The sequence below is a fragment of the Terriglobia bacterium genome (assembly GCA_035712365.1).
Taxonomy (GTDB): Bacteria; Acidobacteriota; Terriglobia; order UBA7540; family UBA7540; genus SCRD01.
The window spans coordinates 44,614-61,227 of record DASTAW010000029.1 but is presented as its reverse complement, the minus strand read 5'-3'; the positions used below and the strand labels follow the sequence as shown (position 1 = coordinate 61,227).

Here is a 16,614-nt window from a genome sequence, read left to right as displayed (position 1 = left end):
CGAACTGACTCTCGCAAAGCACAACTTTAAGAGGAAACCGCTGAGGATTGCAAGGATCGCCTTCACAATTGTCATCAGGACGCAGCGGCAGCCAGGCGATCAAGGACCGTGTAAAGCGTGGGTCGAAGAGTATGCGCAAGGTGCGCCGAGGCGCGAATTTCCGCCGCCGTTTGCACCGCCGCTGCACGAGTGAGTTCCGCCGCCGATTTCTCAATCAATCGCTCAAGCCCTTGCGGCTGGACTTCCAGGTGGAATTGGAGCCCCAGGACCCTGCCGTCGAGCTCGAAGGCCTGGTTGCGACACAACCTGCTTTCGGCCAGCAGCGTGGCGCCCTCCGGCAGGTCAAACGTCTCGCCATGCCAGTGCAGGACCGTCATTCTTGCGGGCAGGCCGGAAAATAATCTGCTGCGCTCCGCTTCAAGAGTCAAACGGACTGGAAACCAGCCAATCTCTTTCTCGGGGTGGGGGTAAACCCGTGCTCCCAATGCCTGGGCCAGAAGCTGCGCGCCCAGGCACACGCCCAAAATCGCCTTTTCCTCGCCCAGCGCCTCCTCGATCAACTGTTTTTCGCCGGCAAGCCAATCGAACTGCGCGCCATCGTTCGCACTCATCGGCCCACCCATGATGACCAGGAAATCGAAATCGCCGACCGCCGGCAGCGTTCCCCGTGTGAACTGTTCGGTGACCGAGGTCGAGTGGCCTCGCTCTCGAGCCCATTGGCTGATCGCGCCTGGCCCTTCAAGCGCTACGTGCTGGATGATATGAACACGCATTCTGAACCCGTATGCCAGGGTATCGCCGCCACGTTGCACCGGCATGATAGTTACGTGCAAATTTGCCGGCCAACAGCGGACCCGTCGTTTCCGATTTGCCAAAGATGGATGGGCCAGGCGGGTGGACAGCGCTTGGTTTGGATCAAGTGAGCAATGCCCGTAGCCCTGTTCGTGATCTGCTTCAGGTTCGGATCCACTTCATCCGGAGGCTTAGCAGAAGAAATGAGCGTGTAAGCCTTCTCGCCGCAGCACTGTGCGGTTTACCTGTTCTGAGTTTAGCAAAAGTCTGCAAGTCCCGCCTGGAACTTCGCGGTTTCTGCGAACCCTTCGGGCATCCGCAGCATGGAATTAGCCTTATTCTTCCGGGCCTTGTGCTAAATTCGCACAAAGGTCTTCTTGCGGAACATGTAGTACAGCCCCAGCCAGAGGATTCCCACCGTTCCCGCAGCGACGAGGAAGGGGCCGAATATTCCCAGGTGCGCGCCGAGGCCCGCGAACAGGGTGCGGCTGATGGTTCGGAAGGGAATAATATCCGGAGCTATGTAGGCGACGATGGCGTTCATGCCGAAAACGATAAAGAAGAACGACCAGCGCCGGTAGCCCTTTACGTCGATGACGTAGTAGAACAAGGCCAGCAGCAGGAGGCACCAGCCGCCCGACCACAGCACCATGGAGCTGGTCCAGATGTGCTTGATAATCGGGAATTCAAAGCCCCACAGCCAGCCTGCAATCAGGCATGCCACGCCGGAGCCCGCCAGCAGCAGCGCCTTGCGCTCCTTCGGCTTGGGCCCTCGCAGCAGGTGGCCGGCCAGCACGCCCATCAGCGTGGTTGCGCCGAAGCCCAGGCTGCTGAGGATCCAGGTGTAGTTGGTGCCGTCGCGGAAGCGGCCCAGAACCACGGTATCAACCCACATGGCCAGGTTGCCCTGAGGCGTCATGACCCCGGCGCCCACGCCCGGCACCGGAACGAACATCATCAGCCCCCAGTAGACCACCAGCAGCGCAGCCGCAAGGCCCAGTTGCCAGCGCACCGGCATCTCCACCAGCGCAATCGAGGCTATCAGGTAGCCCGCGGCAATTGATTGCAGAGTGTTGCTGTAAATCTGAAAGTTGCCCAGCGTAAAGAGCAGCAGATGCCCTTGGGCCACCATGCCCAACACCCACAGCACCACCACTCGGTAGCCCACCTTGCGGTAGATGCTGGCGCGGCTGTCACCCCGTTCAACCCGCTTGCCAATCGAGAACGGCATGGCAACGCCCACAATAAAGAGGAAGAGGGGCATGATAATGTCCCAGAAGTCGAAACCCACCCAGGGAGTATGCTCAAACTGTCCGCCGAGCCAGGGCGGCAAGGGATTGGCGAACAGCTTGAAGAATTCCATGACGAACGGGGCCCCGCCAGCGATCCAGAACATATCAAACCCGCGTAACGCATCTACCGATAAGACGCGCTCGGAAGGGGCGACAGCGTGCAGTCCTGTACTCGCTGGTTTCGACTGCTGTGCCTGCGCACTCTCCGTCAACACTTGAGTGGAGTATGCATTCATGGTGTTCTCTCCAATGCGTGCAAAGTTGGATGGAGGGCCCCGGAATCCATCACCGGACGAAGCCCCACAGACCTGGTCTCTGTCCTATATTGCACTGATATACCGCAACCCGAGCGAGGAAGCAAGAAGAAAGAAGTCCGCAGAAACGCCCTTTCCGCCACCGCCGGGAATTGAAGGACCATTCCAACGGCCCTTCGGTTGACCGTTTTGCGCGCGGATGGCATCATACCAAGGAGGGATTGGCTGAATGAAGAAGATTAGAACAAAGATGATATGCGCCGTGGCGGCTGTTTGCGTGGCCGCCACCTTCTGGGCTTTCGGGTCGAACCCAGTAGCCCACGCTCAGCAGGAGCCTGGCCCGGGGCCGACTCCCCAGACAGGGGAAACGGTCTACGCTCCCAAAAAGTCGGCGAAGCCAGACCTTCAGCAGCAGCCGGAAAACCAACCCTCAGAGCAGCCTGAGAAGGCCCCTGAGGAGGCCGGCAAGCCTGCGCCGCAGGAAAAGCAGCCCGAAAAAATCAATCCCAACGAGGTCTACACTCTTTCCACCCAGTCCAACCTGGTGAACGTTGATGTGCTGGTGACGGACAAGAATGGCAGCCCGATCACAGGGCTCTCCAAGACCAATTTCAAGATCACGGATGACGGCGTGCCGCAATCCGTCACCAACTTCTCGACGGCTGAGGCGCCCATCACGGTTGCGATGCTGATTGAGTTCAGCAACAAGTGGTGGGGATATCTTTACCTCGCCCTCGAGGACGCCTATCAGTTTCTGGGTTTTATGCAGCCTCAAGACTGGGTGGGCGTCATTGATTTTGACATGCAGCCGCACATCCTGCAGGACTTCACGCATGATCGTTCTCAGGTGCGGAACGCGCTTGACACGCTGCGGATACCCGGTTTCAGCGAGATCAACCTGTACGATGCCCTTTCGTTCACCATCGACCGCATGAAGAATGTTGGCGGGCGCAAAGCCATCATCGCAATCGTCAGCGGATTTGACACCTTCAGCAAGCTGACTTACGGCGACATGCTCAAAATCGCCAAGGGCTCGAACACGCCCATCTACGCGATCAGTATCGAGGAATTTGTCTCGATTCGTTACGGGGAAAACATTGAAACGCTGCAGGCGCGGAATGCGTTGACTTCAATCGCCAGGTATTCGGGCGGAGACGCCTACTTCCCACGCTTTGAAGCTGCCGTTCCGGACATCTATCAGCAGGTCGCCGGTCAGCTTCGGCACCAGTACAGCCTCGGCTTTATTCCCACCAACAGCACTCAGGACGGGAAGTACCACAAGCTGGACGTCCAACTGGTGGATACACAGGGGAATCCGCTGCTCATCACAGATAAGAAGGGCAAGAAGGTCAAATACCGCGTGCTCTCCCGCGAAGGCTACTACTCACCGAAGGCGTAAGGCAGGCAGCGATGCCCAGGGCCGGCTCGCCAGGCGCTGCCCCGAGCCACGCCTCAACAACCAGCTCACAACCGCCTCAGTGCCGGAAGTGCCGGATGCCGGTCATCAGCATGGCCATTCCCAGGCGATCGGCGGCTTCAACCACTTCATTGTCGCGGACCGAGCCGCCGGGCTGGACCACGGCCGTGGCGCCGTGCTTTGCGGCTTCTTCCACGCCGTCCGGGAAGGGGAAGAACGCGTCAGACGCCACCACGCTTCCCTTCAGTTCATGCTTCAGGTCGCGGGCTTTCATCGCCGCCAGCTTCACGGAATCCACCCGGCTCATCTGCCCGGCGCCAACGCCCACGATCATGCCGTCGCGCCCGAAGACAATCGCGTTGGACTTCACGTGCTTCACCACGCTCCAGGCAAACACCAGCCCGCGCATCTCCTCCTCCGTTGGCTGGCGCGTGGTGGCGCATTTCCAATCCTGAGGTTTGGCGCCTGCCGTGTCTGGAGTCTGCACCAACAACCCGCCTCCCACGCTCTTCAGTTGCGGGCCGTACTCATCGCCGGCGGTCGCTGACATATCAATCAGGCGCAGGTTCTTTTTACCTTTCAGCTTCTCCAGCGCGACCGGGTCAAATCCCGGAGCGATGATGGCTTCAACAAACAGCTTCGACATCTCCTCAGCCGTCGCCAGATCAAGCTTGCGGTTCACGGCAATCACCGAGCCAAACGACGACACCGGATCGACCGAAAGCGCCCGGACATAGCTTTCCGCCAGCGTTTTGCCGATCGCGATGCCGCAGGGATTGGTGTGCTTGATGATGGCCGTCACCGGCTCCGTAAATTCCTGAGCCAGGCGCCACGCCGCTTCCAGGTCCACCAGGTTGTTGTATGAAAGTTCTTTGCCCTGGAGCTGCGGAGCATATGCCAATCCCCTGCCGGCGACGGCTCTGCTGCGGTAGAGCGCCGCGCTCTGGTGAGGATTTTCGCCATAGCGCAGGTCCATGGCTTTCTCGAAGTTCAAATGAAAGCTTTTCGGCAGGCCGGGCGCTGCGCGCTCCTGCAAGGTGGTGGAAATAAAACCGTCATAGGCCGCGGTGGTGGCAAAAGCCTTTCGTGCCAGGGCCAGGCGCGATTCACGCTCAAGCCCTCCGTTTCTGCGGAGTTCTTCCAGAATAGCGGCATAGTCGGCAGGATCAACCACAACCGCAACGTCCTCGAAATTTTTGGCAGCCGAGCGAATCATGGTAGGTCCGCCAATGTCGATGTTTTCAATCAACTCTTCGAATTCCACGCCCGGCTTGGCAGCCGTCTTTTCGAAGGGATACAGATTCACCGCTACCAGGTCGATGACGCTGATCTCATGGTCCTTTAAAGCTGCCGCGTGGGTGGGATTTGACCGGATGGCCAGAATGCCGCCGTGGACGTTGGGATGCAGCGTCTTCACGCGCCCATCGAGCATTTCCGGAAAGCCGGTGAGTTCGGAAACGTCGCGTGCCTTCACGCCTTTCTCGCGGAGAAGCCTGGCGGTGCCGCCCGTCGATACAATCTCGACGCCCAGCTCTGACAGCCCTGCCGCAAAATCAACAATGCCAGCTTTGTCGCTGACGCTAAGCAACGCACGGGTGATGGGTTTCATGAACGCTCCTGAGATAATTGATCTGGATTCAACATGGGAAAAGGTCGGACCACGACAGGAAAACGCTACCGGGATGTCACTGGAGAACGCGCGCGCAGCGCCAGCCGCAGTCTCAGGCGCCTCAGCCTCGCCGACGAGCAGTGCGACAATTTTTTCAAGGCCCTGAAGCTTTACGAGTCAGCTTCCACTGCCGTAAACCGCACCCTGCCGCGTTTGATGGTGACGGAAAACTGGACCCTGTCGCATCCCAGTTCCCGCTTGAGCTGCGTGGTCTTTTCACAAACGAATTTCCGAAACCTTGCAGGGTCAAGATCGTCGGTCCGCTCCCCCACGCGTTGTTTGGCGTTCACGAGGGCATGGAGGAGTTTATCCACCTGGGCTTGCTCGCGGTCTGGATCACAGCAGACGATCCGCGCCACCGAATCCGTTTCCGCCAACGGCCTTCGCGGCGCGGCCTCGCGGCCCTCTTCCCTCGAGCGAAGCCTCTTCCGCCAGAGATCGTTATGGACGGCATATCGCTGCGAGAGACCGTTGAACCGGAAGCGCTGGCTGACGTTCAACCGGCCCGCATCGCTCGCAAAATTTTTGATGACCTGCTCAACCCGGAAGACAGCGTCACTTGGAGGGTGCGGCTTCCCTCCGCTAAAGTAAGCCTCATACTCAATTTTGAGACGGCGGATGTACTCCTCGAGCCTGGACAGTTCCTCGTCAACCGTCACCGGGGGACCTCGAAGGTGAGCGCCAGATAGGCCATTATAACTCCCATCGGCAGAAAACCACTACGACAAAAGCGCCGAAACCGCGAAAACGAACGCCAGCAAGCCTTGTGGTGACTCAGTTCCTGTTTCGTGGCACAGCCATCCTGGCTGTGTTTTTTGACCGGAACACGGGCGAGGACGCCCGTGCCACAATTCAAACTGGGCCGCTCCTGAGACGCTGCGCAAGTTGACCCTTGCTCTGCTGTTGTGTTGAAATGGCCGTGGGGTGTGCAACCCGGCACACCGCCCAGCTACTCGGCAAGGGAGCTACGTCGATGGAAAGCAAAAGCCATGCGAACGCCGCGACGGAAATGCTGCGGCAGATTCCTTCCGTGGACGAACTGCTGGGCCGAGACGGCCTGAAGCGTCTTGAAGCGGAACTGGGCCACCGCGTCGTTGTCGAGGCCGCCCGGACCATCCTGCAAGAAATGCGTGAAGGGATTGCGAAGGGGACCGCTGGAGCGTTCTCACCGGCTGAGCTCGAAGAAAAGATCGCCACCGCCGCCACTGACCTGGCAGCATATTCACTCCAGCCCGTCATCAACGCCACAGGCGTGGTCCTCCACACCAATCTGGGGCGTGCTCCTCTGGCTCGCAGGGCCGTCGAGCACATCGAGGAAATTGCCGGCTGCTATTCGAATCTGGAATACGATCTGGGTGAAGGCAGGCGCGGAAAGCGCGACTCACACACCGACCGCCTCTTCGCGGAATTGACCGGCGCCGAGAGAACGCTGGTGGTGAATAACAATGCCGCCGCCGTCTTCCTCACGCTGAACGCGTTGGCCGAAGGCGGAGAAGTCATCGTTTCGCGCGGGGAGCTGATTGAAATCGGCGGTTCTTTCCGCATCCCGGATATTTGCGCCAAGAGCGGCGCAAGGCTCAAAGAAGTGGGCGCCACCAACCGGACGCGGCTGGCAGACTATGCCGGGGCGATCAATGAACACACCCGGGCGCTGATGCGCGTCCATCCCAGCAACTTTCGGGTTGTTGGGTTTACCGAAAGGCCGGAACTGGCGGAACTGGTCGAATTGGCCCATCAGCATCATCTTCCCCTGATCGAGGACCTCGGCAGCGGATGCCTTTTCGATCTCAGGCCCCTGGGCATCCGGGATGAGCCCCTGGTAGCGGCAAGCCTCAGGGCGGGTGTGGACGTGGTGACGTTCAGCGGAGATAAGCTGCTGGGAGGGCCGCAGGCGGGCCTGATCACAGGCCGACGGGAGTTTCTGCACCGCATCCGCCAGAACCCTCTGTTTCGCGCCCTGCGAGTTGACAAGCTGACCATCGCTGCGCTCGAAGCAACCATCAGGCTTTACCTTGACGGAAACCTTGATGCCATTCCGGCGCTGCGCATGATGAGACGGCCGCTCGAGGAACTGGCCGCGCGCGCCGCTTCGCTCGTGGCCAGGCTGGTGGATATTCCCTCCATTTCCGCCGGGATTGAAGACGGCGAATCGGTGGCCGGCGGAGGCTCGACGCCTGGGCAGTCGCTGCCCACGAAACTGGTTGCGGTGTGTCACGGCAGGCTTGGCGCGCAGGAAATGGAAGCAGCGCTTCGGCGCAACCGTCCGCCCGTCATCGCCCGCGTCGAGAGGGACCGCCTGCTGCTCGATCTGCGGACGGTTTTTGACGACCAGGACGCGGCGATCATTCACGCTTTTGAGCGCATTTCGTAGGGAGTGGTTCTTCGCCATTGCGCGGTACAGCGCTGGGCCGGGTGTTCTGCATCAAATAAGCAATGGAATTCAATCCCATTTCATCGGGCAAATTCCGGGGGAGGCCGGGAGCACAGTGATTGATAGAACAGGCACAATGCGGAAGGTCCGAGCGGCAGCAGTCCTCACCACATTACTGGTAGCGGCCATCGCCTTCGGCCTGGAGACGGCGCAGGCGCGCGAAAAGGAGCCCAAACCCAAGCCCGGACTGCCCGAGCAGATCTCCTCGCTGGGCAAAAAGCTCTACGGGTTGGATATCGAGGACGCAAAGCCGATCACGGATGAAATCCAGAAGCTCGTAGTGGACCACCTGAACACCTGGATCGCCAACCGCACGCCGAGCATCATCGAATTGCGCCAGGAACTCGAGCAGACGTTTTCAAAGCTGGAATACCCTGCGGTTGGAACCCCTGCCATCTTTATAGCGCCCTGGAAGAGCGTGAATCTGATCGGCGCCGGCTATACGCTGGGCTGGAGCAACATCTGGCGCATCAACGTGCTTGTGATCTACGAAAACGAGAACGGCCGCACTCTGGAAGTGACAACCACCGACTTCGTGCCCCGTATTGATATGCACTACGCCATTGTGGCTCCGTCACCTGATGGCAATTTTCGCTTCCTCGCGTATGGCTGGAGGCTCGGGATGAGCCATCCGCGCCTGTCGGCAGTCCTCTACAGCCTTGACGGAAAAACGCTTGAATCTCAATGGAAGGTGGAGAACCTGTTCGACGGCAAGCTTAACGCGAATAGCAACACGGTGGTCATCAGCTATGTCGATCGGGACGAATACGTCCGCCAGACTCAGCAGGGCCATCTTCCGCCAAGACATGAACAGACGTACAAGGTTGCTCCGGAGGGATTGCAGCTTGAAAGTGCGCGCGACGTCCCATTCGGAAGGTGATTGAAGTCAATCGCCGGCGCGGTTATCGTCCTCCATCATGCCCGTCCTTGCCCGCCGGAGCATACCCAATGTAAAATGGGCCATGGCACTGAGCAGCGCATTGGAGGGGTTCCTGTGAGATAATTCTTGACATAAAAGTATAGATTTTGGGATAATTTCTGTTGCGACCCATTCGCAACTGCATATGGTCCTCGCCAAACACCTCGAGCAACGCCGCTCCGTCACCACCCAGCTTCGCGAGCATGGTCTCCGTCTGACCCGCCAGCGCCGCGTGATCGCGGATGTGCTTCAGCAAGCCGGAGAGCACCTCGACGCGCCTGAAGTGCTGCGCAGGGCCCGGCAGCAAATGCCCGGCCTGCATCTGGCCACCGTCTATCGCGCCCTGGAATCGCTCAAGAAACTTGGCATCATTGATGAGCTTGACCTGATGCACGTGAACGGGCACGGGCATTACTACGAGGCCCGCACCAACAAGGACCACATGCACTTCACGTGTCAGCGGTGTCATGCGGTGTTCGAAATTCAGGATGAGCTGTTTGAAAGGCTGAAGAACCAGATCGCAGGACGCCACGGGTTTACCCTCCGCGTGGCGCGGCTGGAACTGGGCGGCCTTTGCGCGAAGTGCGCGGCCAAGGCCAAAGAAACAGGCACTCCGCCCGTTTCCGTTGGCGCCGTCGAGCAAAAGAAGGCGGGCCGCGGTTGCGCGGACGACCGGTAATTCTCCGCACGGATTTAATATGTTCGATTCCTTAGTCATCACGCTGCGTGAAGGCGTTGAAGCCGCGCTGATCGTCGGCATCATCCTCGGCTATCTGAAGAAGGCCGGCCGGGATGAATGGGTCCCGTTTGTCTGGTGGGGAGTGGGCGCGGCGGTTGCCGTCAGCGCCGCCGCTGCTTTTTTTCTCCAGAAGTGGGCCATCAGCGAAGACGCCTACGAAGGCTGGATGATGTTGCTGGGCGCCGTGTTTGTGGCCTCCGTGGTGATCTGGATGATGCGGGCGTCGAAAGGGCTGAAGAAGGAAATTGAGAGCAGGATTTCAGACCTCTCCATCAAACCGTCGCGCTCGGGAGCCTGGGGAATCTTCGCGCTGGTGCTCCTGATGGTGGCCCGCGAAGGCGCCGAAACAGCGATCTTCCTGGGCGCCGTTTCATTGCGCACCACCGAGCTGATGAACCTGATGGGGGCCGTGCTGGGCCTGGCGTTGGCCATAGGACTGGGCGTGGCCTTCTTCAAGGGAAGCATCAAGGTTAACCTTCGCAGGTTTTTCAGCGTCACCAGCCTGGTGCTCCTGGTGGTTGCGTTTCAATTGCTGGTTTCCGGTTTGCACGAGCTTTCCGAGGCCCAGATTCTTCCTTCCAGCCGCCGCGAAATGGCCGTTATCGGGCCGATCGCCAACAGTGACACTTTCTTCTTTGTGGCCATCATTGCGCTGTGCCTGTTTCTGGTCCTGGCCGAGAGAATCCGGACCGGGTCAGTGTCAGCCGATGCGCTTTCGCGCATGGCCGCGCCGGAGCGCCGGAAGATGGTTGCCAGCCAGCGGCGTGAACGCTTCTGGAAGACGGCGGCGAGCGCCGTGGGGCTGATCATCATCATCCTGATCAGCGCTGACTATGTTTATTCCCGGGTTGCCCAGGTGGTCCGGCCGCCTGTCGAATTGGCGTTTATCGGCAACATTGCTCAGGTGCCTGTTGATGGGTTGAAAGACCACAAGCTGCACACCTATCAGGTGGAAGCCGGGGGCAAGCAGGTGCGATTCATCGCCATCCTGGACTCGTCAGATACGGTCCGGGTGGGGCTTGATGCCTGCCAGATTTGCGGCGACCAGGGATACTACCAGCAGGGCCAGAACGTGATTTGCCGGAACTGCGCGTCCGCCATTTACGCCCCGACCATCGGGTCGGCTGGCGGCTGCAATCCCGTCCATATTGACTATCTGGTGCACGGCAACATGCTGGAGATTTCAAAGGCCAGTCTTGAAAGTTCGGCCCGCTATTTCCACTAAGGCTTTATGTTAAGCAGAATTGTCGGCAGATCGCTCATACGCCGGCGAAAGCGCAAACTGCTGGGCGTCGCAGCCGTGGCTCTGGGGATTGGGGTTACCACGGCGGCAGGAACGCTTTCTCTGAGCGTAGGGGACCGCGTGGCGCACGAGCTTCGCTCGTTCGGGGCCAACATTTCTGTGACCCCAGCCGCGGATAGCCTGTCGATCGCCGTGGGCGGAGTGGACTACCGGCCTGCCGGCGCCGGCGCATTTCTGCCCGAATCCAGCCTGCCCGAACTGAGAAAGATATTCTGGCGCAATAACATCATGGGGTTTGCCCCATTCCTCTACGCGCCCGCCACGGTCGAGGGGCGCCCGGTCGTCGTAATCGGAAGCTGGTTCAACCACGCCCTCGAGGTGCAGCGTGGAGACGTTTTCCGCACGGGCTTGGAAAAGCTTCATCCTGGATGGAACGTCGAGGGAAACTGGCCGCAAGACGGATCGCAGCAGTGCCTGGTGGGCATTACCCTCGCGGGGGAACTGGGAATCAAGCCGGGAGCCAATTTGATTTTCCAGAGCAAGGGCCGCCCGGACTCCACGATGGCCCTCGCGGTGAGTGGCATTCTCGGGACCGGAGGAGAGGAAGACGATGAAGTTCTGGCGCCGCTTGCCGCGGTGCAGGAATTCACCGGCCTGCCGGGAAAGGTGCGCCGCGTGGAAGTGAGCGCCTTGACCAAGCCCGAGGATGAATTCGGCCGCTCCGACGTCACCCGGCTGAACGCCGCCGACTATGAGCGCTGGTATTGCACGCCCTACGTGAGTTCAATCGCCTGGCAGATTCAGCAGGCGGTCCCCGGCTCAGAGGCCAGGCCCGTCTATCGCGTGGCCGCAACGGAGGGCTCGATTATCAAAAACATCAGCCTCCTGATGACGCTTCTTGCCGTGGCAGCGCTGGTGACGGCCGCCCTGGCGATGGCTTCGCTGATGTTTGCCATCATTCTGGAGCGCCGGGCGGAAATCGGCCTCTTCAAGTCCCTGGGAGCCACCAACCGCCGGGTGGCGTCAATCTTTCTGCTGGAAGCTTTTGGAGTCGGCCTTGCGGGCGGCATTGTGGGATACGGGCTGGGGAGCTGGATGGCAAGCCGGTTGTCGCTTGCCGTTTTCGGCGTTCCGACCGGAATCGAATGGGTGATTCTGCCCACGGTCCTGACGCTGGCCTTGCTGGTGACATTGGCAGGAAGCGCTGTCCCGCTGGCCCGGGGACTGAAAGTCTCACCCGTCGCGGTGTTGAGAAATGAGTGAAAGAGCTGAACAACCCGGAAAGCGCCGTTCGCTTTTCTGGCGGCTGTGGGTCCGCTCTCTGGTGGTAAGGCGGCCGCAAGCCGCGCTGGCTGTGATTTCCCTGCTGGTTGGGGCCTCGCTGGCATCGATGCTTCTCAACCTTTACGGCGACGTTCACCGCAAGATGACCCAGGAGTTTCGTTCTTACGGCGCCAACGTCATTCTCAGCAGCAAGGCAGCGGCCTCGAGCGGCCAGGCAGCCCTGGGGGCCTTGATCGACGGAGCAGTCTTCCAGCGGGTGGAATCCCTGCAATCCGGGGTGAAAGGTCTTGTCGCCGCGCCGGTGCTCTACCTGGTGGCGCGCGTTTCACGCGTGCCGACGGAGCCCCGGCTGCCGGACTTCGAAAACGTTGTCGGCGTGGGATCTGATTTCGCCGCCTTGAAGGCCCTGGTGCCGGGCTGGCGAATCGCCGCCGGAGCAGATGAGGGTCCCCTCGGTCCGGGCTCATGCGCCGTGGGGGCGCACCTTGCCGAGCGCTTCCGGCTGAAGCCGGGAGACTCGCTGAAACTCACAGCCGGCGATGGCTCGGCGGCATCCGAAACTTTTCAAGTGGCAGCCGTGATTTCCACTGGCGCGTCGGAAGACGACCAGGTTTTCGTTTCTCTGCCAGAACTGCAGAAGCTGGCTGGCCTCGAGAGCAAAATCAGCATGATTCAGATGAACATCCCCGGCCAGACGGTCGACATCGAGCGGGGCGTTCATCAGATGGCGGCAGCTTTCCCCCAGCTTGACGTGCGGCCTGTCCGCCAGATTGTGTATTCTCAAGGGAAGGTCCTGCACACCATCCGTGGACTCTTGATTTCTCTGATGGGTCTGATTCTGGCGATCATCGCTCTCTGCGTGATGGCCACCATGACGGCCATCGTGCTGGAGCGAAGAAAAGACATCGCGGTGATGAAAGCGTTGGGGGCCACCAACCAGAAAGTCACCCGGTTGTTTCTGGTGGAGGGCGCAAGCCTGGGGCTAGTGGCTGGCCTGGCAGGATTTGCGGCGGGCGGTTTGCTGGCCGCCCAGGTAGGCCAGCGGCTTTTCGGCGTGAGCCTGGGCGTGGTGTGGTGGACGTTGCCGCTGGTCTGGGGAGCCACCATTCTGCTGGCGGCGCTGGCCACCTTCTTCCCCGTGGGCATCATGCGCGGCATTCAGCCGGCCACCGCGCTTAAGGGAGAGTAATCCGTTGGCCTTCATTGAAGTTGAAAATCTGACCCGGCGATACGGCGCATCCATCGCCGCCCTGCGCGAGGTTTCCTTCTCCGTGGACAAGGGAGAATGGATTGCTGTGATGGGCCCGTCCGGGTCGGGAAAGAGTACGCTGCTGAACATCCTTGGCGGGCTCGATGCGCCGAGCGAAGGCGCGGTCCGGATTGGCGGCGAGGAAATCGGCCGGCTTTCTTCCACCGAGCTGGCGCGTTTTCGCGCCGAAAAAATCGGCTTCGTGTTCCAGCAGTTCCATCTGGTGCCTTACCTCACGGCGGTTGAAAACGTGATGCTGGCGCAGTATTTCCACAGTCTCGCGGACGAACCGGAAGCGCGCCAGGCGCTGGTGCAGGTGGGTCTGGGTGACCGTATCCATCATCTTCCCTCGCAACTCTCGGGCGGCGAGCAGCAGCGGGTCTGCGTGGCGCGGGCGCTCATCAACCAGCCCAACCTGATTCTTGCCGACGAGCCCACCGGGAACCTCGATGAAGTCAATGAAACCCTGGTGATGGGCCTGTTCACCGAATTGCATCGCGAGGGCCACACCATCGTGATGGTGACGCACGACCCTGAAATCGGCCGCATGGCGGAGCGACGCATCGAGCTCCACCATGGAAGGCTTTCGGAGGTCTCCGTCTTCCCGGTCTACGAGCAGGAACTGATCGAAAATCTTCTCAAGGCCGTCTGGCACTACGAGGAGGATACGGGCAAGGAGATTTTCCCTTGCTCTGAACTGCCGGAGTTTCCCCAGAACCGTGCGACCTTCCTGTTGATGGCCCAGGAAGGGCTGGTGCGGCTTGACCAGGACGACCGGCTGTCATTCACCCCGAAGGGCCAGCGGCAAGCCAACCACGTGATCCGCCGCCACCGGCTCTCCGAGCGGCTGTTCTATGAGATGTTCCAGATCCACAAAGATCTGCTGGATGAGAATGCCGGCAAGATTGAGCATAGCCTGAGCGCCGAAGTCACCGAAAAACTCTGCGTGCTCCTCAAACATCCCGAGACTTGCCCGCACGGATCTCCGATCCCGCCGGGAGTCTGCTGCCCCAGGCGGTAGGGACCCGCTTGCGCCCTCACGAATACCGCAGCCAGCGCCGCAATTCCTTAAGCGAGGGCCGCTTCCCATACATCAGGATGCCGACACGGTAAATCCTGGCCGAGATACGAATCGTGTAGAAGGTGGTTGCGATTGAAAAGGCCAGCGCCAGAACGATCTGCCAAAGCGGCGGCGTCTGCATGGCCACGCGAAGCGTCATCAGAATGGGCGAAAGGAAAGGCGTCATCGACAGGATGACGGAAGTGGTGGAATTGGGATTGTTCAGGATTACATTGAAGAGCATGAAGCTGCAGAGGATCAACAGCGTGAGCGGCATCTGCGCCTGGCGCGCCTCTTCGTCGTTCGAAACGATGGCGCCGGCCGCCGCATAAAGCGCCGAGTAGAGGAAATATCCCGCCAGAAAAAAAACCACCAGATAAACCAGCAGCATGGGGGACAGATTGATGCCGGGCGTGGCAGCGCCCGGACGCACCAGCGCCGTGACGCTTGCCGCGGAGGCAAACAGCGCGCCCACGGTCACCGCCCAAATCAGGTATTGAGTGAGCGCCACGGCCCCAACGCTCACAATCTTTCCCGTCAACAGGTCGAAGGGCTTGACGGATGAAACCAGGATTTCCACCATGCGTGTGGTCTTTTCTTCCATCACCGAGTGCATGGTTGACATCCCGTAAACAATCAGCGTCATGTAAAGGACCATGCCGGCGACAATGGCGATGGCGAAATTGGTTTCGCTGGGGTCCTCCGCTTTTTCGGACGAAGCGTTCACGAGCTGGACCTGCACCACTTTGAAGACGTTCTTCATGGCGCTGGCGCTCTTCCCCTCGGCGCTCAGCCGCCGCGCAATGATGGCCGCGTTCACGGCCCGCTCGATGGGTCCCATCAAAGCCGCCGCGTGCATGCCTCTGGCATGGAACTGCGCTGCGGCAGTCCCTTTCAACAGGCCTTTCGGCAGCACCAGAATCCCGTCAATTTCATTCTGCATGACCTGGGAATTGAGATACGCCTCCGTCTCCGGCGCAGGATGTTCCACAACCTGGACCACGTCAGGCTTGGGGTGGGTGGTTGATTTGCCCTCGGTCAGCGCGTTTTCGACCGCGCCGCCGACGCCGCCCACTTCGTCGATGATGGCAATTCTGGTGGAATTTCGGGAAGTTCCTCCCGAGAGAAAAATGGAAATCACCAGGACGGCCATCGAGAGCAGCGGCAGAGCGAGGGTCCCCAGAATGAAGGCCTTGGTCCGCACCCGGGTGACGTATTCACGTTTGAAGATCAGCCAGATCTTACGCATTGCGCTCCGATACTTTCTCGATGAAAATGTCGTTCAAGGGAGGCTCAATCAGTTCAAAACGGCGGACCTGAACGCCGCGCTCCACGGCGCTCTTCAGGATCCGCTGCGCGTCCGCCCCGGGGCGCAGAGTGATGTCAACCATCTCGCCATACGAGTTGATTCTTTCAATAACGCCGGGAAGCTGAAGAAAAGTCTGGTCGCCTGCAAATTCCATCCTGACCGTGTTGTTGCCATAAGACTTCTTGATGGCCTTCAGGTCTCCGTCCAGAAGCTTCTGTCCTTTGTTCATCAGGCAGATGGAATCGCACATCTGCTCCACCTGGTCCATGCGGTGTGTCGAGAGGATGATGGTTGCGCCCTGATTGCGGAGTTCCAGCATAACGTCCTTGATGAGGGCGGCGTTGACCGGATCGAGCCCCGTGAAGGGCTCATCCAGGATCACCAGCCGCGGCCGGTGAATGATGGCGGCAATAAACTGGACTTTCTGCTGCATGCCGCGTGACAGGCTGTGGACCTCGACGTTCAGCCGGTCCGCCAGCCCCAACCGCTCGAGCCAGACGCGCGCGCGGCGTTCCGATTCCGCTTCCGAAAGGCCCTTCAGCGCTCCCAGGAAGCGCAGGATTTCAAGCAGCCGCATCTGCCGATAGAGCCCCCGCTCTTCCGGCAGATACCCGATCAGGTCCTGCGTCCGTTCGCTGAGCGGCTCGCCCAGGACCTGGACGGATCCCTGGTCGGGAATCAGGATGCGGACAATCATGCGCAGCGTGGTGGTTTTGCCGGCCCCGTTCGGCCCCAGCAGACCGAAGACGGCCCCTTCCCTGATTTCCATCGTCAGGCTGCTGACCGCATCGAAGGAATCGTAGCGCTTCGTAACCTTCTCAAGGCTTACTGCATTCATGTTGGTTCGATCTTGCCTTTACCCCGGTATCCGAAGCTGCGGCCAGGGAAAGAAACCGATGGGGATTTGTAGCATCAAACTCAGATGGTATTCAACACTCAACCATTGCGCGTGCCGG

14 protein-coding genes and 1 pseudogene are annotated in these 16,614 nt (G+C 60.0%); 9 read left to right on the top strand and 6 right to left on the bottom strand.

The annotated features are described in order from the left end of the window. Positions 1–74: 74 nt before the first annotated feature. Together VFQ24_08175 and VFQ24_08170 are read right to left on the bottom strand one after the other, a co-directional pair. Positions 75–773 (bottom strand): type 1 glutamine amidotransferase, encoded by a 699-nt coding sequence (locus VFQ24_08175; GenBank protein ID HET9178321.1) that lies wholly within the window; start codon positions 771–773, stop codon positions 75–77. A 374-nt stretch (positions 774–1,147) separates the two neighbouring features. Next, positions 1,148–2,320: a DUF5009 domain-containing protein gene (locus tag VFQ24_08170; GenBank protein ID HET9178320.1), complete on the bottom strand. Its 1,173-nt coding sequence runs from the start codon at positions 2,318–2,320 to the stop codon at positions 1,148–1,150. A gap of 247 nt (positions 2,321–2,567) precedes the next feature. Here VFQ24_08170 and VFQ24_08165 point away from each other — a divergent pair, with 247 nt between their 5' ends. Then, on the top strand, positions 2,568–3,737 hold the full coding sequence (locus tag VFQ24_08165) for a VWA domain-containing protein (protein HET9178319.1): 1,170 nt from the start codon (positions 2,568–2,570) through the stop codon (positions 3,735–3,737). A gap of 76 nt (positions 3,738–3,813) precedes the next feature. On the opposite strand, the gene purH is transcribed toward VFQ24_08165, so the two are convergent. Then, positions 3,814–5,364 carry a bifunctional phosphoribosylaminoimidazolecarboxamide formyltransferase/IMP cyclohydrolase gene (purH, locus tag VFQ24_08160; protein HET9178318.1) on the bottom strand — a complete coding sequence of 517 codons (1,551 nt, stop codon included), beginning with the start codon at positions 5,362–5,364 and terminating at the stop codon, positions 3,814–3,816. 170 nt (positions 5,365–5,534) lie between these two features. Then, the gene (locus tag VFQ24_08155; GenBank protein ID HET9178317.1) at positions 5,535–6,083 is read right to left on the bottom strand and encodes an MXAN_5187 C-terminal domain-containing protein; all 549 of its coding nucleotides are present in this window, start codon (positions 6,081–6,083) and stop codon (positions 5,535–5,537) included. 314 nt (positions 6,084–6,397) lie between these two features. Between VFQ24_08155 and selA the strand changes: the two genes are divergently transcribed. From selA to VFQ24_08115, 8 genes and pseudogenes are all read left to right on the top strand, one after another. Continuing rightward, positions 6,398–7,795, top strand: a complete 1,398-nt coding sequence (gene selA, locus VFQ24_08150; GenBank protein ID HET9178316.1) for an L-seryl-tRNA(Sec) selenium transferase — start codon at positions 6,398–6,400, stop codon at positions 7,793–7,795. 136 nt (positions 7,796–7,931) lie between these two features. Further along, on the top strand, positions 7,932–8,735 hold the full coding sequence (locus VFQ24_08145) for a hypothetical protein (GenBank protein HET9178315.1): 804 nt from the start codon (positions 7,932–7,934) through the stop codon (positions 8,733–8,735). Between the two features lie 184 nt (positions 8,736–8,919). Continuing rightward, positions 8,920–9,453, top strand: a complete 534-nt coding sequence (locus tag VFQ24_08140) for a Fur family transcriptional regulator (GenBank protein HET9178314.1) — start codon at positions 8,920–8,922, stop codon at positions 9,451–9,453. Positions 9,454–9,472: 19 nt separating this feature from the next. Then, a complete protein-coding gene (locus VFQ24_08135; GenBank protein ID HET9178313.1) occupies positions 9,473–10,738 on the top strand; it encodes a Fe-S-containing protein in 1,266 nt (421 codons plus the stop codon). A gap of 6 nt (positions 10,739–10,744) precedes the next feature. Continuing rightward, on the top strand, positions 10,745–12,019 hold the full coding sequence (locus VFQ24_08130) for an FtsX-like permease family protein (protein ID HET9178312.1): 1,275 nt from the start codon (positions 10,745–10,747) through the stop codon (positions 12,017–12,019). Next, complete coding sequence (locus tag VFQ24_08125; GenBank protein ID HET9178311.1) at positions 12,012–13,229, top strand: FtsX-like permease family protein; 1,218 nt, start codon at positions 12,012–12,014, stop codon at positions 13,227–13,229. Before VFQ24_08130 ends, VFQ24_08125 begins: the two co-directional genes overlap by 8 nt. Before the next feature lie 4 nt (positions 13,230–13,233). Further along, positions 13,234–13,884, top strand: a pseudogene (locus tag VFQ24_08120) (ABC transporter ATP-binding protein). 141 nt (positions 13,885–14,025) lie between these two features. Then, on the top strand, positions 14,026–14,310 hold the full coding sequence (locus tag VFQ24_08115) for an iron dependent repressor, metal binding and dimerization domain protein (GenBank protein ID HET9178310.1): 285 nt from the start codon (positions 14,026–14,028) through the stop codon (positions 14,308–14,310). A 16-nt stretch (positions 14,311–14,326) separates the two neighbouring features. On the opposite strand, the gene VFQ24_08110 is transcribed toward VFQ24_08115, so the two are convergent. Together VFQ24_08110 and VFQ24_08105 are read right to left on the bottom strand one after the other, a co-directional pair. Then, entirely contained in the window at positions 14,327–15,598 is a 1,272-nt protein-coding gene (locus VFQ24_08110; GenBank protein HET9178309.1) for an ABC transporter permease, read from the bottom strand. Continuing rightward, complete coding sequence (locus VFQ24_08105; GenBank protein HET9178308.1) at positions 15,591–16,496, bottom strand: ATP-binding cassette domain-containing protein; 906 nt, start codon at positions 16,494–16,496, stop codon at positions 15,591–15,593. Before VFQ24_08105 ends, VFQ24_08110 begins: the two co-directional genes overlap by 8 nt. Positions 16,497–16,614: the final 118 nt, after the last annotated feature.